General features: G+C 65.6%; 20 protein-coding genes and 1 pseudogene. 17 read left to right on the forward strand and 4 right to left on the reverse strand.

The genetic code is table 11. From position 1 onward, the window contains the following. Positions 1-2 precede the first annotated feature (2 nt). Entirely contained in the window at positions 3-1442 is a 1440-nt protein-coding gene (locus tag AC07OD_RS19410; RefSeq protein WP_494597781.1) for a phospholipase D-like domain-containing protein, read from the reverse strand. Continuing rightward, on the reverse strand, positions 1439-4921 hold the full coding sequence (locus AC07OD_RS19415) for an AAA domain-containing protein (protein ID WP_494597782.1): 3483 nt from the start codon (positions 4919-4921) through the stop codon (positions 1439-1441). The genes AC07OD_RS19410 and AC07OD_RS19415 overlap by 4 nt, the downstream gene beginning before the upstream one ends. A 99-nt stretch (positions 4922-5020) precedes the next feature. On the opposite strand from AC07OD_RS19415, the gene AC07OD_RS19420 reads away from it, so the two are divergent. The 6 genes from AC07OD_RS19420 (at position 5021) to AC07OD_RS19445 (ending at position 10839) form a co-directional block, all read left to right on the forward strand. Then, positions 5021-5350, forward strand: coding sequence for a JAB domain-containing protein (locus tag AC07OD_RS19420; protein WP_494597905.1), 330 nt, complete (start codon positions 5021-5023; stop codon positions 5348-5350). Between the two features lie 591 nt (positions 5351-5941). Beyond that, on the forward strand, positions 5942-6769 hold the full coding sequence (locus AC07OD_RS19425; protein ID WP_494597783.1) for a DUF932 domain-containing protein: 828 nt from the start codon (positions 5942-5944) through the stop codon (positions 6767-6769). Positions 6770-6851: 82 nt separating this feature from the next. Then, positions 6852-8903 carry a ParB/RepB/Spo0J family partition protein gene (locus tag AC07OD_RS19430; RefSeq protein WP_494597784.1) on the forward strand — a complete coding sequence of 684 codons (2052 nt, stop codon included), beginning with the start codon at positions 6852-6854 and terminating at the stop codon, positions 8901-8903. 237 nt (positions 8904-9140) lie between these two features. Then, complete coding sequence (locus tag AC07OD_RS19435; protein ID WP_494597785.1) at positions 9141-9311, forward strand: hypothetical protein; 171 nt, start codon at positions 9141-9143, stop codon at positions 9309-9311. Between the two features lie 273 nt (positions 9312-9584). Then, the gene (locus AC07OD_RS19440) at positions 9585-9893 is read left to right on the forward strand and encodes a DUF736 domain-containing protein (RefSeq protein WP_494597786.1); all 309 of its coding nucleotides are present in this window, start codon (positions 9585-9587) and stop codon (positions 9891-9893) included. A 598-nt stretch (positions 9894-10491) separates the two neighbouring features. Next, on the forward strand, positions 10492-10839 hold the full coding sequence (locus AC07OD_RS19445) for a DUF2958 domain-containing protein (protein WP_494597787.1): 348 nt from the start codon (positions 10492-10494) through the stop codon (positions 10837-10839). A gap of 12 nt (positions 10840-10851) precedes the next feature. Here the strand turns inward: AC07OD_RS19445 and AC07OD_RS19450 are convergent, their stop codons facing one another. Continuing rightward, complete coding sequence (locus AC07OD_RS19450) at positions 10852-11169, reverse strand: helix-turn-helix domain-containing protein (protein WP_494597788.1); 318 nt, start codon at positions 11167-11169, stop codon at positions 10852-10854. Positions 11170-11313: 144 nt separating this feature from the next. Between AC07OD_RS19450 and AC07OD_RS19455 the strand changes: the two genes are divergently transcribed. Next, a complete protein-coding gene (locus tag AC07OD_RS19455) occupies positions 11314-11655 on the forward strand; it encodes a DUF2958 domain-containing protein (RefSeq protein WP_494597789.1) in 342 nt (113 codons plus the stop codon). 12 nt (positions 11656-11667) lie between these two features. Here AC07OD_RS19455 and AC07OD_RS19460 read toward each other — a convergent pair whose 3' ends face one another. Further along, a complete protein-coding gene (locus tag AC07OD_RS19460) occupies positions 11668-12363 on the reverse strand; it encodes a hypothetical protein (RefSeq protein ID WP_494597790.1) in 696 nt (231 codons plus the stop codon). A 297-nt stretch (positions 12364-12660) separates the two neighbouring features. Between AC07OD_RS19460 and AC07OD_RS19465 the strand changes: the two genes are divergently transcribed. From AC07OD_RS19465 to AC07OD_RS19510, 10 genes and pseudogenes are all read left to right on the forward strand, one after another. Further along, positions 12661-13458 carry a DUF2285 domain-containing protein gene (locus tag AC07OD_RS19465; protein ID WP_494597791.1) on the forward strand — a complete coding sequence of 266 codons (798 nt, stop codon included), beginning with the start codon at positions 12661-12663 and terminating at the stop codon, positions 13456-13458. A gap of 92 nt (positions 13459-13550) precedes the next feature. Next, positions 13551-13847 carry a helix-turn-helix transcriptional regulator gene (locus AC07OD_RS19470; RefSeq protein WP_494597792.1) on the forward strand — a complete coding sequence of 99 codons (297 nt, stop codon included), beginning with the start codon at positions 13551-13553 and terminating at the stop codon, positions 13845-13847. 3 nt (positions 13848-13850) lie between these two features. Beyond that, a pseudogene (locus AC07OD_RS19475) lies at positions 13851-14699 on the forward strand (replication initiator protein A); the annotation flags it as partial. 200 nt (positions 14700-14899) lie between these two features. Continuing rightward, positions 14900-15661 carry a ParA family partition ATPase gene (parA, locus tag AC07OD_RS19480; RefSeq protein ID WP_494597793.1) on the forward strand — a complete coding sequence of 254 codons (762 nt, stop codon included), beginning with the start codon at positions 14900-14902 and terminating at the stop codon, positions 15659-15661. Then, positions 15658-15921, forward strand: a complete 264-nt coding sequence (locus AC07OD_RS19485; RefSeq protein WP_494597794.1) for a ribbon-helix-helix protein — start codon at positions 15658-15660, stop codon at positions 15919-15921. Before parA ends, AC07OD_RS19485 begins: the two co-directional genes overlap by 4 nt. Beyond that, positions 15918-16448 carry a DUF2840 domain-containing protein gene (locus AC07OD_RS19490; RefSeq protein ID WP_494597795.1) on the forward strand — a complete coding sequence of 177 codons (531 nt, stop codon included), beginning with the start codon at positions 15918-15920 and terminating at the stop codon, positions 16446-16448. The genes AC07OD_RS19485 and AC07OD_RS19490 overlap by 4 nt, the downstream gene beginning before the upstream one ends. Beyond that, on the forward strand, positions 16445-16978 hold the full coding sequence (locus AC07OD_RS19495; RefSeq protein ID WP_494597796.1) for a S26 family signal peptidase: 534 nt from the start codon (positions 16445-16447) through the stop codon (positions 16976-16978). Before AC07OD_RS19490 ends, AC07OD_RS19495 begins: the two co-directional genes overlap by 4 nt. Before the next feature lie 465 nt (positions 16979-17443). After that, on the forward strand, positions 17444-19300 hold the full coding sequence (locus AC07OD_RS19500) for a DUF3363 domain-containing protein (protein ID WP_494597797.1): 1857 nt from the start codon (positions 17444-17446) through the stop codon (positions 19298-19300). A gap of 577 nt (positions 19301-19877) precedes the next feature. Then, positions 19878-20168, forward strand: coding sequence for a hypothetical protein (locus AC07OD_RS19505; RefSeq protein WP_494597798.1), 291 nt, complete (start codon positions 19878-19880; stop codon positions 20166-20168). Positions 20169-20195: 27 nt separating this feature from the next. Continuing rightward, on the forward strand, positions 20196-21176 hold the full coding sequence (locus AC07OD_RS19510) for a Bug family tripartite tricarboxylate transporter substrate binding protein (RefSeq protein WP_494597799.1): 981 nt from the start codon (positions 20196-20198) through the stop codon (positions 21174-21176). The last annotated feature ends 45 nt before the right edge of the window (positions 21177-21221 follow it).

The raw sequence follows: 21221 nt of genomic DNA on the forward strand, positions 1-21221 counted from the left end.
GCTCACCGCGCACCCGCGCCCGCATTTCCACGATTGAGGCGCGTGCCTTTGGCGAGAAGCTCTAGTTCTTCGGCTGCCAACCTGTCCACATGGTGCTTCTTGCGAAGCATCAACCCACGTTCGTCCCTCGGCTTGCCCTTGGAACTACCTTTATACGAAAGCCAATTAAAGCTCGTGACTACAGCGAACTCATCATCACAAATCAGTGACTTGCGGTGCGTATTGCCGACGTAGATAAAGTGAAAGTTCTTGAACCTGTCCGCGAGATTTCCAAGATCGCGCTTTGCGCCCGGCGTGATGTCCGCTTTCTCGTTGGCAGCGTTCTTCTTTGGCCCGTCAGCCTTTTCGATGCCGAAGCCTATGTAGACATCGACCCCTTTGCGCAGCAATGCCTCAAGCGATGAGACAAATCCCCAGTCGATGACAGAGTCTCGAATCCAGGGCGAGACGATCACCAGTCTCTTTTGGGCAGACAAGAGTGCCTTCCTTAGGTGCCCTGGGTGTTCGTGGCAGAGCAATGTTTGCATCGTTTCGGGCTCCGCAGGCTGCTGCGGTCGACTGACTTTCGGTTGCTCCTGCGTTGGCGTAGCTTCGTCAGTCACGGTGCCAGCACCCTGATCGGTTCCAGGAGTCTCGAGCAAGGTCACCACGGGGGGTATCTGGACATCTTCCGACAGTGTGCGCGCACCGACAAGGTCGGGTCCGCCGGCCGCGGCAAACGCCACTTCATGCTGTATGGACTGCCCGTCTTCGCGCCAGAATCCCACCTGCACGTCATGCGACTGAGCCAGACTCTTGTAGAAGAGCATCGTGCACCCCAGATACCGCAGTTCCCGCCGCTCGATTCGACGGATGGCGAGCAACGAGCCACTCCAGTCCGGCGACAGCGAGGCGTGCCGCTCGAGTACCTTGTCGAAGTCTTGGAGCGGAATGTCCCCCACCTCCGGACGCTTGGACGTTCCGATCGGCACCTCGAAGCGCTCCAGGTCTCGCATGTCTCGTCCCCGGAACAATTGCTCCGGAGGCAGCACGAGCAAGCGCTTGGTGAGCGCATCGAAGCACACTTCGATCGCGCGCTCTCGCGGTTTGATGATGGAGGCTTCCACCAGTACATTGCGGCCCTTGGTCGACAGCGTCACCTTGGCATCGGCGTCGGCAACGCCGCGCGAATAGTTGATCAGTTCCGCGGTGTTCAGTGCCACAAGCACCGGCGTGAGCACGGCCTTGGGCAGGCCTAAAAACTCGTAGATGCTCCCCGGCGCGTCCAGGCCGGCCCTCACTGCCTTCAGCACGGCTTCTTCGATGGGGCTGATCGGCTTACGTTCCAGGACCAGGATCCGTAGCCTCAGCACGAAGACCGGCAGCCCCGCTTCTTTGAACGACACGAGGTCATAGCCCGACCTGGCGCGCGCGGCTTCCTCGAGAACACGTTCCAGGCTCACGGCTTCACCTCCTCAAGGGCGCAGGTCTGCGGGTTGCGTCGGATGTAGTCGATGACGTCCCTCAGGGGATTCGTCGCTCCTTGCGCCGCTTGACAAAAGCTGTGGTCACCCACGATTGCCAGCAACTCTTTGCCGCGCGACAGCGCGACGTTGATGCGCTCCATCTCCTTGAGGAAGCCCAGTCCCTTCACTTCCGAACGCGTGACTGAGAACACCACAATGTCGGCCTCACGTCCCTGGAACGCGTCCACGACGTTGACGAATACTTCGGAGAAGCTCTTCCACTGGCGCCCCTTGGTCTGCACTGCGGTTTGTAAACGCGCTCGCTGCGGGTCGTATCCGGTGAGCACCGCCACAGTCACGCGCCTGTCCTTGTAGCGTCCGCGCTGCATCCAAGCATCGATGCGCGAAAGCAGTCCCATGACGATCTCGATCTCTGCGTCGTTATAGTACGACGTGCCCAGCGGCCTTGACGCGCGATTCGGCCTGCGCGCAGTCGAATACCAAGTCACCGGCCGTGGCATCACGCCCACCAAATGCGGCGCCGGCTCGCGATCGATGCTGCGCAGTTCGCTGCGATAGAAGCACTCCGAAATCAGGTTGCCAATCGCAGGCAGCATGCGATGCTGCGACGTGAGTGTCTTCTTCAGGGCGGCGGGAAGGTTGGCGCCCAGGTGGTTGAATAGCGTCGCCTTTTGGTCCTCCGACTTGAGGTCGTAGCGCTCCAGAAAACCCAGCGTCCGAAGGTCCGGGTCCTGAAAGGGCGAAAGCTGCTTGCTGTCGCCGACCAGAACCGTGCGTCGCGCCCGCGACATTGGCACCAACACTTCGGTGGGTGTGGCGATGGACGCCTCGTCCACGATGCACAAGTCGTAGGTGATCTCCGAGCGCCCCGGTATGCTCATCACGCCGAGACAGGTTCCTGCGACCACCTGGCTGGCGGCGATGACCGCAGCATGGAAATCGCGACTGCGGCCAAAAGCGGTTTCCCAGTCGGTATGCACTTGGAGCAACTGCTTCAGCTGCCCGCCAGCCTGTGTTCCGTCCGAATATGCCTCAGCCCACCCGTGCAGATCGGCTGCGGAACATTCGGCAAATTCCTTCAACTCTTCCTTTGACTCGATGTGACTGGCCAGGTCCTTCCACGACTCCTTGAGCAGACCTTCGAGCAGATCGCGATCCGCGCTGAGGCCCTTGAACCACTCCTCCAACTCAGTGCGTTCTTCGGCGCTCAAGGCGGCGCGCGCGGCCTCGGCCAGTCTCGGCTCCAATTCCTTCATGCCTTGTTCCGCGGCTTCCAGGCGAGTTTTCAGCTTGGCGTGGCGCTCCATCGCCATGGCACGCCGAACGTCCTTCACGTTCAGTCCATGTTCTTGTGCCCAGCGCTCCATGAAAGCGCGACCGGCGGCCAGCGCGCGCTTGCGCATCTCTGGCAGCCTGACGTCCAGCATCAGCTTCCGGCCGGAGGCTGCAATGCGATCGTCATCATCCTGGCCGATGCGGACGGCATCTACGGGAATGGCAGTCTGCCCAACAATCCGTTCCAGCGAGTTGTCCAGCGCAACGTGTGTCTGCGAGGTCAACAGCACCCGCGCGTTCGGGTTCGCCTTCAGCGTTTGCAACACCAACTCCGTGATGAAGGTGGTCTTCCCTGTGCCGGGCGGACCCTCCACCAATAACAGCGGTGGCTCGGAAAGTGCGGCGAGCACGGCGTCCTGCTTGTCTTCGTCGATTCGCGTATTGATGAAGTCCACTGCCGTTGGCGATGGCACGGGAACGGTCTCGGGACTCACGATGTAGCCGCCGAGACTGGAGTTCACCGAGCGGCCGTAGCGCACGGCATCCACGGCTGCCTTTTGCTTGTCCAACGCCACGTCAGTCTTCGTGGAGTCGGTCTCCACAATTCCTTCTTCCGGGGTCGCCCCCGCGTCGATGCGGTTGCGCACGCTGGGCCGCAAGAGCACGCCGTCCTCCGTGCGGGAAACGACCGTACCGCGGAACTCGCCGCCCTTGCTGGTCTGAATGAGCACGTCTTGGTTAAGCAGGATCGAAAGATCGAAACCCGGCTTCATCTTCAGGCGCACGAACTCACCGGCCGGCCCCCTGTCCGCGTAGGGCAAGCGCAGGCGGCGCCCGCGTTCGAGCTCTGTCTTTGCGCTCAGCAGATCCACCCACTTTCGGTACAGCTCCTGCCCCCGCTGCTCCAACAGTCGTTCCTTCTGGTCGGCAGTGAAGCTCAGTAGGCGGTCTAGCAAGCCGTCGAGTGCGCCGCTGGAAGCCTGGTGGGACGCGCCCGACAGTGCGAACCTCACCTCGGGGTCCGCTGCGTTACCGCGCCGGCGCTCCAAGTCCGACAACTGATACTCCAGCGCCGAAATCAGCAGCAAGCGGTTGCCCGCGTCTTCGCGCGCGGCAATGTAGCCGTAGGTGCTGCCATACAAGCGGAAACTGCGACCTGGTTTATCGGCGGTGGCGGGAATCTCCTCCAGCCGCGCACCCTCCAGATCGCGTTCGATGAAGCGCTCCGCCAACGCCCCCCGCAGCGCCTTGTCGTATTCCACGGTGCTGCGCACCTTGTTCGTCAACGCCAGCAGCACAACAGGCAAGGCTTGGCTCGCGGGCGCCGGCGCCGCCTGCTCAAGTTCGGCCTGCAGCAAGCCCGCGTTGGCGGGCCGCAGTTCTGGGCGCTCCAGGTCCAGGCAGCGCCACAGGATGCGGCGAATCGGTTCGTCGATGGTTGCCTCTTCGAGCAGCACGCCAAGGTCGGCGTACTCCACGGGCTTCTTCCCCGTCAGTACCGCGACGCTCAAGGCCGCGAAGCCGAACACGTCGCGGCTGTAGCTGTAGCTGCCGTCGTCCGTCTCCGGCGGCGAATACGGCGCCGAAGCGAACCGAGCCAAGGTGACGCCTGGGGCCAGGAAGTTGCGAATCTTGGAGATTCCGAAATCGCAAAGCTTCACCACCCCCTGTTCCGTGATCAACACATTGGACGGCTTCACGTCGCGGTGCGCTGTGGAGCGCGTGTGCGCGAAGGCGAGCGCGTCCAGTACACCCTTGCCGACACTCGCGTAGTAGCTCGCCCAGTCGGGGTACTTGCCAGGCGTCATCACGACGCCCAGGTCCTGTTCCACCCACTCCATCACAATGAAGTGCGCGCCGTTGTCGTGGTCACGGCCGGAGTCCAGGATGCGCACGATGTGCGGGTGACTCAGATCGGAGAGTGCCTGCACTTCGCGCCGGAACGACTCTTCGATCACTTCATCGGTGCAGCCTTCACTGCGGAACGCTTTCACCGCGACCCTGCTCGTCGTCTCGATGTCGGTCGCTTGGTAAACGGTGGAGAGACCGCCGCTGCGCGGGGCACTGCGCGTCGTGACGTAGCGACCATCAGAGAAGCTTTGTCGCGGGGTGCCCTTGCGGGTCTCCACATCGCTCAGTTTGATCGTCTTCTTCTCGGATTTCTCGTCTTGTTCTGCCATGGAACTCCTCATCGCCCATCCGCTTCGACTACGGCATCCTACGGCAAGGGAGGCCAATAATTGCAATGTGCAGCATGAGGCCCCCTTCGCCATCGTTCACTGAATGCTCAGCATGCGGCCCTGGACTACGTCGAGATGGTTCCGGGGCACGGTCACGCGGACCTCGGTATATATCCGCGCGAGGTGATCAAGGATGCGTTGACGCTCAACAACTGTGCGCTCCTGCAGGGGCATTGCCACCTGGGCGGGTGCACCGAGCCATCGCGGGCGCACAAGCATTTGACGGGTACGCTCAAGCAAGCGGCACTGGTCGACGTCCGCGCTTGCGTCGGTTGTCGCCGGGCTGGCGCTCATCCCGAGGTTCTGTGTTGCCGGGTTGATCTGTCCCCCACGGTAGCCGATTGCGGGCGTCTCCGGCCATGGCGGTGATGGCCGGGCGCGCTGTCGTGCTTGCGCATCGAGCCACCCTTGGCGTCTCGCCCCTTGGGGCTTCCATCGTTCCCTCGCTCCGCTCAGCTGACGCCTTCGGCCCGGCTCGCTGATCCGGGCCTGCGCGCTGCGCTTGCCTCCAGGGGATCGGCGGTGCAGCCCATCCCCGCCGCGCTGCGCTTGGCGCCCCTTTGATGCCACCGAACCGGCTGCACCGGATCGGCCTTCGCGCCTGCGGCGCTGCGCGCTTCGCTTGCGTGGGGTCTGCGTGACTGACGGGCCCTTGCCTGTTCAGCCGTCTTTCCTTCCCTCATCACCTTGTTCGCGACCGTAGCCCGTGCCGGGGCGCCGTCAAGGCGCGCCAGGCCGTGTCCTCGCCTTCGGCTGCGGGCCGCACCACCCCTGGCGCTTCTTCCTTGACGGCGCCCCGGCGCGCGCTCCTTGGGCCGCGGGCGATGAACTCAGGAAAGACGGTGGCAACGAGGCCTACCGGGTTCTTCGTGCCGACCCCACCGGAAGACCCGAAGAGGGCTCCGAATCTAGGAATCCGGTGAGGCTTCTTCAACAGCCAATCTTGTCAGGAGAAATACCATGCAACTTGCATCCCGTTTCGCCAACCACTCGCCGGTGCTGCGCTCGGAACATCCCTTGTCGGATGACCAGATACGGACCGTGGCCCCGTCCATCTTCGCGCAGGCCCCGCACGGCAGCCGTTCGGAGCGCTACAGCTACATCCCCACGGCCACCGTGCTGCGGGAACTCAGAAGCGAGGGCTTCGAGCCCTTCATGGTGTGCCAGACCCGCGTGCGGCAGGAAGGGAGGCGCGACTTCACCAAGCACATGCTGCGGCTGCGCCATGCCAGCCAGATCAATGGCCAGGAGGCCAACGAAATCATCCTGCTGAACTCCCATGACGGGACCAGCAGCTACCAGATGCTGGCGGGCATGTTCCGCTTCGTCTGCCAGAACGGACTGGTGTGCGGCGACACCGTGGCGGACGTGCGCGTGCCCCACAAGGGCGATGTGGCGGGCCATGTGATCGAAGGCGCCTATGCCGTGCTGGAGGGCTTCGGACAGGCGCAAGCCTCGCGTGAATCAATGCAGGCGATCACGCTGGACGCCGGGGAGGCGGAGGTGTTCGCCCGTGCCGCGCTGACCCTCAAGTACGACGACCCTGCCAAGCCCGCGCCCATCACGGAAGCCCAGATCCTGATGCCGCGCCGCACGGACGATGACCGCCGCGACCTGTGGAGCGTGTTCAACCGCACGCAGGAAAACCTCATCAAGGGTGGCCTGCGCGCCCGCGCCGCGAACGGTCGCCGCCAGAGCACGCGGCCCGTGCAGGGCATCGACCAGAACCTGCGGCTGAACCGCGCCCTGTGGCTGCTGGCCGATGGCATGCGCCAGCTCAAGGCCTGAGCCCCGAGCCCGGAGGGGCGTGCAGCTCCTCCATGCATTCCCCAGTTTTACGTCTTTTCGTTTTTCCGATTGGAGCTACACCATGAACACCGCTGCCTTTCAAGAAACCAATGCCGTTGATGCAGCCGCATCCATCGCCGCACCCATCGCCACGGGCGGCGCTACCGCCGTCGCGGCCTCGCAGCAGCTGCTGCTGATCCCGCTGTCCAAACTGCGGCCTTCGAGTCGCAACGTGCGCAAGAGCGGCTGCACCTCGATTCCCGAACTCGCATCGAGCATCGCCCGCGTCGGGCTGCTGCAAAACCTCACCGTGGTGGCCGCGCCCGATGGCGAGCACTACGACGTGGTGGCCGGTCGGCGCCGTCTGGCCGCGCTGAAGCTGTTGGTCAAGCGCCGCAAGCTCGCGAAGGATCACGAGGTGCACTGCCTGCTCGTGCTGGACGACGCGGCCCGAACTGTCAGCCTGACCGAGAACGTGCAGCGCGAGGCCATGTCGCCCATCGAGGAACTGTTCGCTTGGAAAGACCTTGTGGCCGAGGGCCGTCCGGTGGAGGACATTGCGGCTGACTTCGGCGTGACGCCTCTCGTGGTGCAGCGGCGCCTGAAGCTCGCCAACGTCTCGCCCCGCCTACTGGCGGACTTTGAAACGCAGGCCGTGACGCTGGAGCAGTTGATGGCGCTGGCCATCACCGACGACCATGCGGCGCAGGAAGCGGCGTTCTACGAATCGCCGCAATGGCAGCGCGGCCCGGAGGCGCTGCGCGATCACCTGACCAGCGAAGAAGTCGACGCCGGCCGCGATGCGGTGGCGCGCTTCGTCGGGCTGGACGCTTACGAGCAGGCGGGCGGAGGTGTGCGCCGCGACCTGTTCGCGGACGAGCAGAACGGCGTCTTCCTAACCGATGGTGCGCTGCTGGACGCGCTGGCGCGGGACAAGCTCGCGCCGATGGTCGAGACGGTGCGGGCCGAGGGCTGGGCCTGGGTGGATGCCGCGCCGCGCGCCACGTTTTCCGACCTGTACCAGTTCCAGCGGGCACGCAGCACGCGCCGTGTACCCAACAAGACCGAGGTCAAGCGCATCGCCAAACTGGAAGACCAGCAGGCGAAGCTGCAGGAGCGCATGGACGACGAGAACGAGGACATGAGCGACGAGCAGGCGCAGGCGCTGCAGGACGAGGTGGACGCACTCGGCAACGAGTTGGACGCCATCGAGCAGAAGTTGGTCGAGTACGCGCCCGCCGTGGTGGCGCTGGCCGGCGCCGTGGTGTCGCTCGACCCGATGGGCGGCGTGGTCGTGCATCGCGGCCTGCTGTGCGAGGAACAGGCGAAGGCGCTGCGGGAACCGGCGCGGCAGGAGGACGGCGGGGCGGGCAGCAACCCGGATGTCGGGGCCGACGAGCCGGCCAAGCCCGGTATCTCGGAAAAGCTGGCGAAGCGCCTGAGCGCGCACCGCACGGCGGCCTTGCAGGCCGAAGTGGCGCGGCATCCAGAGGTCGCGCTGGTGGCCTTGGTGCACCGCCTTGCGCTGCACGTGATCGTGGACTGCTATGGCTCGGGCGGCTCGCCTGTCGATATCAGCGCCACACCGCAGGATGGGCTCGGGCTGCATGCGCCCGACATGGGCGAGGCCGCGGCGGCAGTGGGCATGCGCAAGGTTCGGCAGGCGTGGGCCGACCGCCTGCCCGAGGACCCGGAGGCGCTGTTCAACGAGTTGCTGGCCTTCCCGCAGCAGGAACTGCTGTCGCTGCTGGCGGTGTGCGTGGCCTCCACGGTCAGCGTGCTGGCGTCGCATGAAGAGGAAGTGCCCGCCGCCGCGCTGGCGCGGGCGGTGAACCTCGACATGCACGACTGGTGGACGCCGACCGCTGCGGGCTACTTCGAGCATGTCTCGAAAGCCAAGGCGCTGGAAGCTGTGCAGGTGTTCGCGCCCGATCAGGTGAACCGGCTGGGCAAGCTCAAGAAGGCCGAGATCGCGAGCGAGGCCGAGCGGCTGGCAGTGGGAACGGGTTGGTTGCCTGTGATGTTCAGGGGGTATGCAGCCGCTGTCGAAGTCGAAACGCAGGCCATGCCGGAGAGTGAGGCCGGTATCGATGCCGAGGCAGTGCTCCACGAGGACGACCACGCAGTCGCGTGAGCATGAAGCCCCGGCCCTCGGGCCGGGGCTTTTGGGATTGGCGCGACGCGCGCGGCAGGTGTGCCGCGCGCGCTTTGACATCCAGCGGCTGCGCCGATGACGCCAGGAAATGCGCCCCGCCGGAGAGCGGGGCGAGTTCACGACAGGCTGGGCTGCGCTGGGTTCCGGAATGCAGCGCCGTCCCCGACGCTGGCGGCAGCCGTCGTGAACGACGGAGGCACCGACAGGCCATTCGCCATGCCCTTCGACTTCCACGCCGCTGATGACGATCTTGCGAGTTGCAATGATGCGGCGGGGCGTTCTTTCTCGTTGTCGCTGGTCGATGGGCTTGGCATTCGGCTGCGGCCGAATCCGTGCCGGAAGGCTGTTGTCGCGGTGGCGCCTGCGCGCATGCGTCCTTTGCGATGACAGGTCGCTCCCACGGCCTTGTATTTGCCGTGAATCCTGGCGCGGGCACGGCGCACGCTCTCTGCGTTCGGTGCGCCTCGGGCTTCATCGCCGCAACCGGCCTGCCCGACAAATTTCCCCTCCGCTGCGCGGATTCCTCGCGCGGCAAATTTCTCGGGCCTGCCGGTCCTCCGCATTGCTGCGGCCTGCGGTGCGGCGCGCCCGGACCCGCGCCGTCCGGATCACTCCAAGGCCGCGATGGGCGCGGACCTGGAAACCTCGAAAGGAATCATCATGAGCACTATCGGCAACTTCACCGCTTCGGGCAACGGCTACACCGGCACGGTTCGCACCCTGACCTTGAACGTCAAGGTCAAGATCGCCGCCAGCGAGAAGACGAGCGAGAACGCCCCGGACTATCGCGTCATCGCCGGCAACGGCCTGGAGATCGGCGCGGCGTGGAAGAAGGTCAGCAAGGCGGACCGGCCCTACCTGTCGGTGACCTTGGATGACCCATCGTTCCCGGCGACGATCTACGCCCGCCTGGTCGAGGGCGAGGACGGCGTGCACAACCTGATCTGGTCGCGCAGCAAGGGCGACTGAGCGTCGCCCTCGGCGCCCCGCTTCGGGGGGCGCTTTCTTCCCCGAGTGCAACGACGGTCCGCGAAGGTTCGCGGACCTTGTCGTGTGGGCGTTCGTGTTCGCGTGTTGTCTTCCTTGTGCATGTGCGGATGCACGTGAAGGCGCAGTTCCGTGTTCGTGCTTTGTCGTCGAGCCGATTCCGTGCCTGTGCTGATCTGCGGCTTTGCGGTGATGTGGGGAAGCGGGGTGGCGGTTCCACGGATTTCAGCACTTCCGCTTCCGGGTCTTTGCGGTTCCGTGCGTCTCCGGCGATGCCGGACCGCGCTCTCGTGCTGCGCATCGAGTCGCCCATGGCGTCTCGCCCCTCTCGGGCTTCCATCGCTGACGCCTTCGCACCTGTGGTGCTGCGCGCTGCGCTTGCGGTGCGGGTGCGTGTGTAGTGGTTGGGGCTGTCTTGCTGTTCCCTTCATCGTTGCACGCCGGTCTTGCCGTCAAGGTCTGCGCGTGCCTGGCACGCTGGCGTCCTGTCGGCCGTCTTCGAACCTGTGACGGCTGCGCTGCGCCGTGCTGCGTCTGGTCTCGGGCAATTCCGCCCGGAATCCTTCCAAGGAGAAAGACCATGACGAAGCTCATCACCGACGAACAACGCGCGCAACTGCTGGCCAACGGCCGGATGTCCCAGGCGAGCGAGGATTTCGATCCTCCACCGGTCGTCAAGCTGTTCACGCCCAACGCGGGCGCGACCTGGCTGCTCACCGAAATCGACTCGGATGACATGGACCGCGCTTTCGGGCTGTGCGATCTGGGTCAAGGCTTTCCCGAGTTGGGCTATGTGAGCCTGCAGGAGCTGGAAAGCTTGCGGGGGCGTTGGGGTCTGCCCATCGAACGGGACCTGTACTTCCGGGGTGACAAGCCCATCAGCGCCTACGCGCGCGAAGCCCGGCTGGCGGGGCGCATCGTGGCGTAGGAGCCGCAGGCATCAGTCGCTGGCTTGTCCGGCTGGCGGCCGGTGCCATTCCTTCGGAAGCCTGGCTTCCGTTTCCAGCAGCAGTTCGCCGGCGCTGCGGTCCAGCGCCCGGGCGATCTTCAGAATCAGGACCAGCGTGGGCATGTGCTCGCCGCGCTCGATCTTGCCCATGTGGGAGCGCTCGATGCCGGCCAGGTGTGCCAGCGTTTCCTGGGCGATGCCATCCTCGGTGCGCAGTGCGCGCACCGCCGCGCCGAACGCCAGCGCGGGCGCGACCTCGAAGGTCGTCGCGCCGGTCGGCCGTCCGCGCTGAATGGTTCGCTTCTGCATGGACAGAAGCGTCCCGGTTCAGCACAATTTAAACCACGTTATCTTTAACTCAAGTATTCCATTTCGATATCTGGGGAGCGTGTTGATCCCCTTCCGCAATCGTCCCCGCGGCACTAGCATTCCATCACCTCTTCCGAGGACTCCATGACCTTCCTCACCGAGCAGCAGCGCACCCATATGCTGGCCAATGGCGCGGCCCGCGCCACGGGTCAGGCCATTGACCCCTATCCCGTCGTCAAGCTGTACACGCTGGACGCGCCGGCCTGCTGGCTGTTGACCGAGCTCGAAGCCGATGGTGATCGCGCCTATGGGTTGACCGATGCCGGTACGGGCTTCCCCGAACTCGGGCATGTGAGCCTGTCGGCGCTCGACGGTGTGCGCGGTCCCAGGGGCATGCGCATCGTGGCCGATCCGCATTTCAGGGCGCGCCAGCCGCTGTCGGGCTACCTCGCTGATGCGCAGCGCGATGGCTCGGTCAGTGACTGACGCTGCTCCCCGTCAGCCGCGCGTGACCGCCTTGAGCCGAAGCAGTCGCTCCAGGTAGGCTTCGGCGTCCTTGCGCGAAGTCCATGGCATGCAGCCGTCGTTGTACAGATAGCCTTCGCTTTCGGGGCGGTGCGAGAACGCCTGCAGGCGTTCACCGTCGAGTCGCAGGAGCAGGTGCGAGAACGTCTCGTAGGCTGCCCATTCGTCGGTGCTCTGCCCAACCGGCTTGTATCGTCGATTGACCAGGATTGCAGTGTCGTCGCCGAGCGGCTTGGCCGCATACGGCAACCAGCAGCGCAGTTCCCAGTTCACCCGGGTGGCCGCGTAGACCTTGAAGCGCGGCACGGTGAGCAGGCAGCGCATGTAGTCGATCGCGAAATCGACCGCGTTCTGCGCAGAGATGAACTTGTGGGACAGGTCTTCGACCATCTGGCGCGCCGCGTCAACCCTTGGTGTTCGGCTGTAGGCGGGAAGTTGCACCTTGTGCAGCGCCAGACGCATTTCGTCGCTTGTTCGCGAGAAGCGATAGGGCGGAGGCCCGGCCGGCGATTCGGCCGCATTCTTCATCAGGAGCGACCAGTTGCGATGGCCGTTCGCGGCCGCCACTTGGTCAAGCGCTTGGCTGTGAGGGATTGCTGACGCGCGGCCCAGCCGTTTGGCCTCGCGCTTGAAGTGCTCGATTTGAGCTGCGGAATAGTTTTCAGGCATGTGCATTCCATAAGTTGTGCCGCGGACATTCGATGCGCCCACACATCGAGTCCTGCGGCAGACTCATGAAAGTCGGCCTCTCGTCCGCAATGACTTGCGGACCACGTTGCTGAACCAGCTTCGCCAGCGTGGGCGGGCGGGCCGACGTTAGGCGGCACACGGATATCTTAGCAAACCGCGGTGCATCGGATCACGGTGTTGCCTCGCTCCTGGCACGCCGCACCCTCGCGCCAAAAGCTAGCCAGGCCGGCCTTCTCTGTGGCAGCGTTCTCCCAACCAACAAGAAGGGGTTTCGCCATGACCGACTGCAATGTCGAGGACTTGCCAAGCGCACCCTGGGGCTTGTCGGCCGCCTACCTCTACACGCTGGACCTGGACGGTCCCGCGCTCGCGTGGGAGTACCTGCGCCGCCATCCGCAGTACTGCGCGGACTGGGCGCAGCGGCGCGGCGCATCGTTCGAGCGGTGGGGTTGCGACAGCGCCGAGGACCCGCGTCTCGATGCGCGCGACGCGCATCCGCTCTGGATTGCCACCACTGATGAACTGCTGCACGTGCGCGCCTCGCAGGCGCACAGTGCGTCGACTGGGCCAACCTTCGACCTCTGGCGCGTGCCGGGCCGCAAGCGCCTGGCGCTCGGTGGCGCAGGCCTGACGCTGCGGGCAGACGTGTCCGCGCAGCGCTTGCGCGTGACACTGGCCGACGATCTCGCAGACGGTGCGACCTACACCTGTACTGTGCCGCTCGGCCCCGGCCTGCGCGGCCAACTCGATGCATTCACCACGCACGCACAGATTCTTGAGGGGCATGCGCCGGCCACGGCGCCCGCGCATGCCGCTACGCGCGGCGCGCTGCTGCACCTTCGCGCCCTGCAGGCGCTCGATGGCGCGCAGGCCGGCGCCTCGCATCGCGACATCGCCCAGGCCCTGTTCGGTCTCGAAGCCGTGGCGCTGCGCTGGCACGACGACAGCGAACTGCGCGCCCAGGTCCGGCACCTGCTGCGGCGTGCCGAGGCGTACATGAAGGGCGGCTATCTGGTCCTGGCGGGTGTCTTGCGTACCGCATCGCAGTCCCCCGGAGACGAACCGATGCGCTGAATCTCTCCCTGCGCAAGAAGGCCCTTACTCCCGAGACTGCCTCCATCGGGCTGCGAATGGTTCGCGGCCCTTCGACAACGATGGAGGCCGTCATGGCAAGTGCCAGTTCCCTGTACCCCAGCCGCGCACGGGCGCTTGCGCTGCAGCCCCTTGCGGTACCCGCCGCGCCGGCCAACCCCGAGTTCCTGACCACCGACGAGGCCGGCGCCTTCCTGCGCCTGTCCCCGCGCACGCTGGAGAAGCAGCGCGTGCTGGGCGGCGGGCCGCGGTTCCGCAAGTTCGGCGCGCGCGTGGTCTATGCGATCGAGGACCTGCGCGCCTGGGCTGACAGCCGTGCCTACAGCATGACCTCCGATCCCGGCTACGTGCAGCGCGACTCCGTCCGCTGATGGATGCAGGGCAGGAAGGCTCCATCCATGTCGAAGCGCCCAAGCGAACGCGAACAGCTGTCGCTGTTCCGCGCGCTGCCGGGCGGCGACATGGCGCTGCGCGATGCGCAGGACCTGATGGCCTACCCCTTCTTCTCGCTGGCCAAGTCGCCGCGCACCGTGCCGATCCGCTTCGAGGCCGGCGGCGTCTCGCTCACCGTCGAGGGCGTGCCCGAGCACGGCATCGCCACGATCTGGGATGCCGACGTGCTGATCTGGGCCGCGAGCCAGATCGTCCAGGCCAAGAAGGAGGGCATCGTCCCTTCGCGCCTGATGGTGGCCACGCCCTACGAGATCCTGCGCTTCGCGCAACGAGGCACAGGCCGCAGCGACTACCTGGCGCTGCGCGCCGCGCTGGACCGTCTGCAGGCCACCACCGTCGCCACGACCTTGCGCCAGCGGGAGCGCCCGAACGGCGCAAAGCGCACGCACCGCTTCTCCTGGATCAACGAGTGGAAGGAGTACATCCGGCCCGATGGCCGCTCCGACGGCATCGAACTGATCCTGGCCGACTGGTTCTTCTCGGGGGTGATGGACGAGGCCCTGGTGCTCACGCTCGATCCGACGTATTTCCGGCTTTCCGGCGGCATCGAGCGCTGGCTGTACCGGCTGGTGCGCAAGCACGGTGGACGGCAGCCCGCTGGCTGGCGCTTCGACATGCGCCACCTGTACCTGAAGTCCGGCAGCCTGCAGCGCCCCTCCGACTTCGCGATCCAGGTGCGCCAGCTCGCGCGGCGCCAGGCGCTGCCCGGCTACCGACTGTCCGTGGAGCGAAGCGGCGGCATCGAGTGGCTGGCCTTCTGGCCCGATCCGACCAATCGCTCTCCAGGTGACTTATCCACATCTTCTGTTGAAGAAGTTGTGGATGACGTGGGGATGGACTCGGTGGATCACCCGCACGACCCTCGGTGGATCACCCGCAGAAGTATCGGTGGATTGCCCGCACCGATCGGCCGGGAGACCGCGCCCAGCAACGGTTTCGAGGTGCCCTAAACATCTAAAGGAATACATAAATGGAACTCACGCGCGCGCGAGCAGATGCTGCTCAAAAAATGGGCAATGGTTCAGCGACTGCAAATCAGGCAGGTCCAGCATCGGAAACCAGTTCGTCAGGAAGGGCAGGCCAACGGCCCGGCAAGGTGATCGCGCTGCTCAACCAGAAGGGCGGTGCCGGCAAGACCACGCTCGCTACGCACCTGGCCGGCGAACTGGCCCTGCAGGGAGGCCGCGTCACGCTGCTCGATGCCGACCCCCAGGGCTCGGCCCTTGACTGGGCGCAGCGGCGGCTCCAGAGCGGCCAGGGGAGGCTTTACGGGGTCCTCGGGTTGGCTAGGGACTCGCTGCACCAGGAGGCGCCCCAGATCGCCTTGCAGGCGGATTTCGTGGTGATCGACGGGCCGCCGCGAGTCGCGGCCCTCGCGCGCTCCGCGCTGCTGGCCGCCGACCTGGTGCTGATCCCGGTGCAGCCCAGCGCCTACGACGTGTGGGCCAGCCATGAGATGGTGCAGCTCATTGCCGAAGCGAAGGTGTTTCGGCCGCAACTGCGCGCGGCCTTCGTGATCAACCGGCGCGTGGTCGGCACCGTGATCGGGCGCGAGGCGCGCGCGGCGCTCGCCGATCAGCCGTTCGCCGCGCTGCATGCCGAGGTCTCGCAGCGCATCGTGTTTGCTGACAGCGTGGCCGCGGGGCGGCTCGCGTGCGAAGTGGCCCCGCAGTGCGCGGCCGCGCGCGAGATCGCCGCATTCTCACGGGCGGTGCGGGAGATGCTGCGATGACAAGACCCCAGCCACCGGCAAAGCCGCGCCGGGCACCGATCGGCCGCAGGCCCGGTGCCGATCCGGCATCGACCTGGGTGCGGCGGGCGGACACGCCCGAGACGCCGGCCAAGGTATCCGTCTACACCGCGCGCCTGACCATCGACGTGACGCCCGCGCAGCGCGGGCGCATCAAGGTCATCGCGTTTCGGCGCGGCCTCACGGCGGCGGACATGCTGCGCGAGCTGCTGGAGCGCGAGTACCCGGAGGACGCGGCATGACAGCGCCGGCTTCGCATCTGGCGCCAGCCGTCCTGAAGACTTCGCTGCAGGCTATGCCGCCGCCGCGGCCCACGCCCATGCGGGTCTCGCTCGCCTTCGTCGAGCATCGGGTGAACGTGTACCTGCGGTTCGGGCAACCGGTTCGCGAATCCGTACTGGACCGCTGGCGGCGTGTCGCGGTGTTCGCACCAGGCGCCGTCTGCTGCCGCGTGAAGTGGATCGGCAATGACTACGGTGCGGCGCTTTGGCAGCTCATGGTGCTGCAGGCGCCGACGCCATGTGACGACGCTCAGCGCGTGGCCGGCGTGCTGCCGGGCGCGCGCATCCTGCTGCGCGCCGATGGCGAGCCGCAGGTCAAGGCCGTGCTTGCGGTGATCGACGCCATCGAAGTCTTGGGCATCGATCCGTGCGCGGTGGCCGTCACGTACTGGCGCACGGTCGGCAACCGGCTTGCCGCACGCCAGTCGCTGCCGGCGTACACGGGCGAGCGGCATGCAGCGCACCTTGCCCGCGAGGCGCTGCAATGACCCGCCGCCTGCTTTTTGCCTGCATGGGTGTCGGCCTGGCGGCGCTGTGCGCACCGGCCGTCATGCAGGGAGGTGCGCGCGACCGCGTGCTCGTGGTCTACAACCCGAGCGACAGCGTGCCGCGCGGTTGGTACCGCATCGATCGCATCGAGGGCGCAGCCTCGCTGTACGTCGGCAGCATCGTGCTGGCCCGGCTTCCTGCTGACGTGGCTGCGTTCGCGGGGCAGCGCGGCTACCTGCCGAACGGCGTGCCGATCCTCAAGCGCATCGGCGCGCTCGCGCCGCAATCGGTGTGTGTTCGGGAGCAGGTGGTGCGCATCGATGGCGTCGTGGTGGCGAACGCGCGCACGCACGACGGTGTGCAGCGCCCGCTGCACGCCTGGTCGCAATGCCGCACCCTCGCGGTGGGCGAACTGTTCCTGCTCAGCGACACGAATCCAGCGTCGTTCGACAGCCGCTACTTCGGGCCCATTGCCGTGTCGGCCGTGCTCGGCGTCGCGCTGCCCTTGTGGACATGGAGCGCGCCATGAACTTCTCATCATTCTGTCGCCGGGCATGCGGCCGAACCGCAGCCGGACCTGCGTCCGCGCTGCATCCCATCGTGCAGAGAGTCCACCGCCAGCGTGCAGCGCGCGCTGCGCCGCCGCTGCCTCGCGGGCAGCGTTGCGCACCCCGTGCGCGGCTGGCGGCAGGTCGAAGCCGGGAGCGGATGCGGAAGGCGAAGACGGAGGGCCAGATAAAGGGGGCGGCACGCCGCCACCCGCAAAGCCCGTCTGCACGTGGGGTGGGCGCGGCACGGCACCTGTGGCTGCCCGTGCCGCGCCAGTGCGCAATGCCGCATCACTGGGGCATTTCGCGCGTGCCGCTTTCGATCCTTTGCGCTCCATTGCGCTGGAGGGTTCTCCATGGCCACGCGTAAGGAATCGGATGGCGACTGCTTCCGTGTTCGGCCCGCGGCCCCGAGGTCCCGCGCGGGACCGCGCCCGGAGCGCTTCGTGTCCCAGGTTCTCAAGGAAGTCTCGAAGGCCGGCGCCAAGGCGTCCGGCAAGCGGGCAGGGCGCCCCGCATCGACCTTTGGCCGGGGCCGCGTCGCGGCTGGCATGGCCGGCGGCCGCCTGGGCGCGAACGCCCGGCGTGTGGTCATCAAGGCCCGCTTCGTGGTGCTCAGGAAAGCCGGTGCGAACTCGGTGTCCACCCACCTGCGCTACATCGAGCGCGACGGGGTGAAGCGCGACGGGCAGCGAGGCCAGGCCTATGGGCCCGAAACCGATACCGCCGACCTCAAGGCCTTTGAAGAACGCGGCCGTGGCGATCGCCACCAGTTCCGCTTCATCGTCTCGGCCGAGGATGCGCTCGACCTGGACGATCTGCGCGGCTTCACCCGGCAACTGATGCAGCGCATGGCGGTCGATCTGGAAACGCCATTGGACTGGGTGGCCGTCGATCACTGGGACACTGACAACCCGCATACCCACGTCGTGCTGAACGGCCGGACCGCCGGCCAGGAAGACCTCATCATCGCGCCGGACTACATCGCCCAGGGCATGCGCCTGCGCGCCAGCGAGATCGCCACCGAATGGCTGGGCCCGCGCACCGAGACCGAGATCCGCAAGAGCCTGCAGCGCGAGGTCGCGCTGCAGCGGCTCAGCGGCCTGGACCGGGCATTGTTGCGCCAAGCTGTGGTGAATACCGTGGACCTGACCGGCCGGACCGAAGACCAGCAACGCCAGAACGTGTTGCGGGCGCGGCTGCAGCGACTTGAGGCCATGACGCTGGCCGAGCGGGTCGCTGCCAACCGTTGGCGGCTGGCGCCGGACATGGCGAGCACATTGACCGCGATGGGCGAGCGCGAGGATACCCTGGAAACCATGCGTCGGGCGCTGAAGGGCCAGCAGCGCGAATGCGTGCTGGATGGCGCGTCGACCACACCTGTCATCGGCCGCATCGTGGGCAAGGGCTTGGCCGACGAGCTCCACGATCGGGGCTACCTTGTGGTCGATGGCATTGATGGCCGGGCGCACTACCTGAGACTGCCGGTCGGTGCAGATCTGTCGGTGCTACCGGTGGACGGCATCGTGGAGGCGAAGCCGCCGGGGCGCGAGCGCACCGTGGACCACACCATCGCGGCTGTCGCCCAGGACGGCATCTACAAGACCGCCGATCATCTGGCCCGACTGGAGCAGGCAGCAGACCGCGATCCGCAGGCCACGGTCGATGTCCATGTGCGCCGGCTCGAGGCGCTGCGCCGCAGCGGTGTCGTGTCGCGCGTGGCCGAAGGCATCTGGCAGGTGCCGCCGGATCTGGTGGAGAAGGCCCTGCAGCATGAAGCACAGAAGGGCACGGGTCCGGCCGTCGAATTGCGCTCGCACCTTCCTATCGACCGGCAGGTGCGCGCCATCGGCGCGACCTGGCTGGACAGGCAATTGATCGGGGAGGGCAGCAGGCTGGCAGCGCAAGGCTTTGGCGCGCAGGTACGCGATGCGATGTGCGACCGCGCAGACTTCCTGGTGGAGCAGGGCTTGGCTGAGCGACCGGGTGTGCGCCTGGTGCTCGCGCGCAACCTGCTGTCCACTTTGCGTGACCGCGAACTGGCGACTGTCGGGAAATCTCTACAAGACCGGACCGGCCAGACCTACCGGCCGCTGCAGGATGGCGGGCGCGCCAGCGGCGTCTACCGTCGTTCCATCCAACTCGCCAGCGGTCGCTTCGCCATGCTTGACGAAGGTACGGGGTTCAGCTTGGTGCCCTGGCGGCCGGTGATAGAGCAGCGATTGGGGCAGCATGTATCAGCCATCGTGCGTGGGGCGTCTGTCACGTGGGGCTTGGGTCGACAGCAAGGCGTGTCGGTCTAGGAGGGACTACGGAAGCTGTCGCGACGAATGGTCGGGTGGACTGGGTGGACTTGCCCTCGGCGCCATCTTGGGCTCGTCGTCCACGACCATCCCTTGTGATTCCTCGCACAAGCCGATGCGTCCATCCGCACCTTGGCTGCTTCTGGTGAGATCGTCTGCGGGTGCCGCGATTGCCAAGAAAGCTGTGGGTAATTGAAAACATGAGGCCATGCATACGGTTTGCCGCGAGGGGGCACGGACTCGTTGTGCAGGACTGCGGATCTATCTGAGGGTTCTCCCGATTGAGGACTGTCTTGACTGGTATCAAAAACGATACTAGTATCGAAACATGATTTTCAGACGAACCTACCAAGGCTCATCGGTTTCATGCGAACGTTGTTGAGGTGTGCAGCGTAAGGAGGCCACGTGGATGTAAGAGTGAACTCGGTGACTCGTGCAACGGACAGCTTCGCCGTGAAGGACATGGAGACAAGCCATGAGTGGAAAGCCCTTGCTGGCATGGCGTCTGCCCGAAAGCCGCTGATCGGCAATGTGATGGGGGGTTCTCGGTTCCGGCTATTGACGGATCGCGCTGTGCATGGTGCACCAGTGCTTTCGCAGCATCTGCATCCCGTTCATTGGTTGCGGCGGAATCGGCAGTGTCGACGACGCGGTGGAATTCATGCTGGCTTGGCGAGTTGCCGTGCAGCTCGCCACTGCTTCGCTTCTTGAATCAGCGGTGATGCAGAAGATCGTTTGCGGGCTCGATGCCTACTGCTGGGAGATAGGCGTGGAGAGCATTCGCGACCCGACGGCCCAAGTCAATCTCGATCGCCAACCGTCGGATTGTTGGTTGCGCTTTGCGCAGCAGTCCGTCAATACACCATGACTCCCAATTAACCAAGCAGGAAAACCAATGAGAAAGTCATTTTCCACAGCATTATCGGCTGCCGTCACACTCTGCGCTTCCGCGATGGTCGCGATGCCCGCCGTTGCGGCGGGCTATCCGGAACGTCCCATCACAATTGTGGTTCCCTACGCCGCTGGCGGCAGCAATGATCTCGTGGCGCGTGTCGTCAGCCAACGCCTCAGCAAGGAACTGGGCGTGTCGGTGGTGGTTGAAAACGCGGCCGGCGCGAGCGGCACCATCGGTGCGGCGAAGACCGTCAATGCCAAGCCTGACGGCTACACGCTGCTGCTCGGCTCCAACAGCGAGATCTCGATCGCCAAGCTCACCAACCCGGCGATCCGGTACGACGGCCAACGCGATCTGGTGCCCCTTCGCATGATCGGCGCGCAGCCCATGGTTCTTGTGACAGGTCCGCAATCCGGCATAAGGGGCATCGAGGGTTTTCTGGCGCTGGCCTCGAGCAAGAAGGCCGCGAACTACGGTACCTCGGGTATCGGTACGCCGCTTCACCTGTCGGGTGAACTCATCCGTCGTGCCGGCAAGATCAACATGACGCATGTTCCTTACAGGGGCGGTGCACCGGCGATTGCGGACTTGGTCGCCAACCAGATCGAACTGAGCGTGCTGGTCCTGTCTACGGCGATGCCGTTCATCAGCTCTGGAAAATTGGAGGCGATTGGCTTGACGTCGGCCACCCGTTCGCAGGCTGCGCCTGACATTCCTGCTCTGGCTGAGAACAAGGTTTTTGCAGGCATCGATATGCGTCTCTGGTTTGGCGTGTTCGCGCCGAAGGACATCCCAAAGGACGTGGCCAACACATTGTCCGTAGCGCTGGCGCGCGCGATCGCCGCCCCCGAAGTGAAGAGCAAGCTCACCGACTCGGGCGTCGACATCGATGCCAAAGACGGACCCGCGTTCACCGCGTTCATCGCCAAGGAGACAGAGTCTTACCGGAAGATCGTGACCGAGGCCGATATCAAGGAATGAACTGACAACGGCCGATCGTCCATGTTTATTGCTTCTTCGGAACGC

Source organism: Acidovorax sp. GW821-FHT10E03, from assembly GCF_059415205.1.

Bases quoted from the DNA above. Each gene is read 5' to 3' on its own strand.
- parA (WP_494597793.1), top strand. From the start codon at position 14,900: ATGGAACTCACGCGCGCGCGAGCAGATGCTGCTCAAAAAATGGGCAAT.
- AC07OD_RS19435 (WP_494597785.1), top strand. From the start codon at position 9,141: ATGCCCTTCGACTTCCACGCCGCTGATGACGATCTTGCGAGTTGCAAT.
- AC07OD_RS19485 (WP_494597794.1), top strand. From the start codon at position 15,658: ATGACAAGACCCCAGCCACCGGCAAAGCCGCGCCGGGCACCGATCGGC.
- AC07OD_RS19470 (WP_494597792.1), top strand. From the start codon at position 13,551: ATGGCAAGTGCCAGTTCCCTGTACCCCAGCCGCGCACGGGCGCTTGCG.
- AC07OD_RS19465 (WP_494597791.1), top strand. From the start codon at position 12,661: ATGACCGACTGCAATGTCGAGGACTTGCCAAGCGCACCCTGGGGCTTG.
- AC07OD_RS19460 (WP_494597790.1), bottom strand. From the start codon at position 12,363: ATGCCTGAAAACTATTCCGCAGCTCAAATCGAGCACTTCAAGCGCGAG.
- AC07OD_RS19495 (WP_494597796.1), top strand. From the start codon at position 16,445: ATGACCCGCCGCCTGCTTTTTGCCTGCATGGGTGTCGGCCTGGCGGCG.
- AC07OD_RS19490 (WP_494597795.1), top strand. From the start codon at position 15,918: ATGACAGCGCCGGCTTCGCATCTGGCGCCAGCCGTCCTGAAGACTTCG.
- AC07OD_RS19505 (WP_494597798.1), top strand. From the start codon at position 19,878: ATGGTGCACCAGTGCTTTCGCAGCATCTGCATCCCGTTCATTGGTTGC.
- AC07OD_RS19455 (WP_494597789.1), top strand. From the start codon at position 11,314: ATGACCTTCCTCACCGAGCAGCAGCGCACCCATATGCTGGCCAATGGC.
- AC07OD_RS19425 (WP_494597783.1), top strand. From the start codon at position 5,942: ATGCAACTTGCATCCCGTTTCGCCAACCACTCGCCGGTGCTGCGCTCG.
- AC07OD_RS19430 (WP_494597784.1), top strand. From the start codon at position 6,852: ATGAACACCGCTGCCTTTCAAGAAACCAATGCCGTTGATGCAGCCGCA.
- AC07OD_RS19510 (WP_494597799.1), top strand. From the start codon at position 20,196: ATGAGAAAGTCATTTTCCACAGCATTATCGGCTGCCGTCACACTCTGC.
- AC07OD_RS19440 (WP_494597786.1), top strand. From the start codon at position 9,585: ATGAGCACTATCGGCAACTTCACCGCTTCGGGCAACGGCTACACCGGC.
- AC07OD_RS19450 (WP_494597788.1), bottom strand. From the start codon at position 11,169: ATGCAGAAGCGAACCATTCAGCGCGGACGGCCGACCGGCGCGACGACC.
- AC07OD_RS19445 (WP_494597787.1), top strand. From the start codon at position 10,492: ATGACGAAGCTCATCACCGACGAACAACGCGCGCAACTGCTGGCCAAC.
- AC07OD_RS19415 (WP_494597782.1), bottom strand. From the start codon at position 4,921: ATGGCAGAACAAGACGAGAAATCCGAGAAGAAGACGATCAAACTGAGC.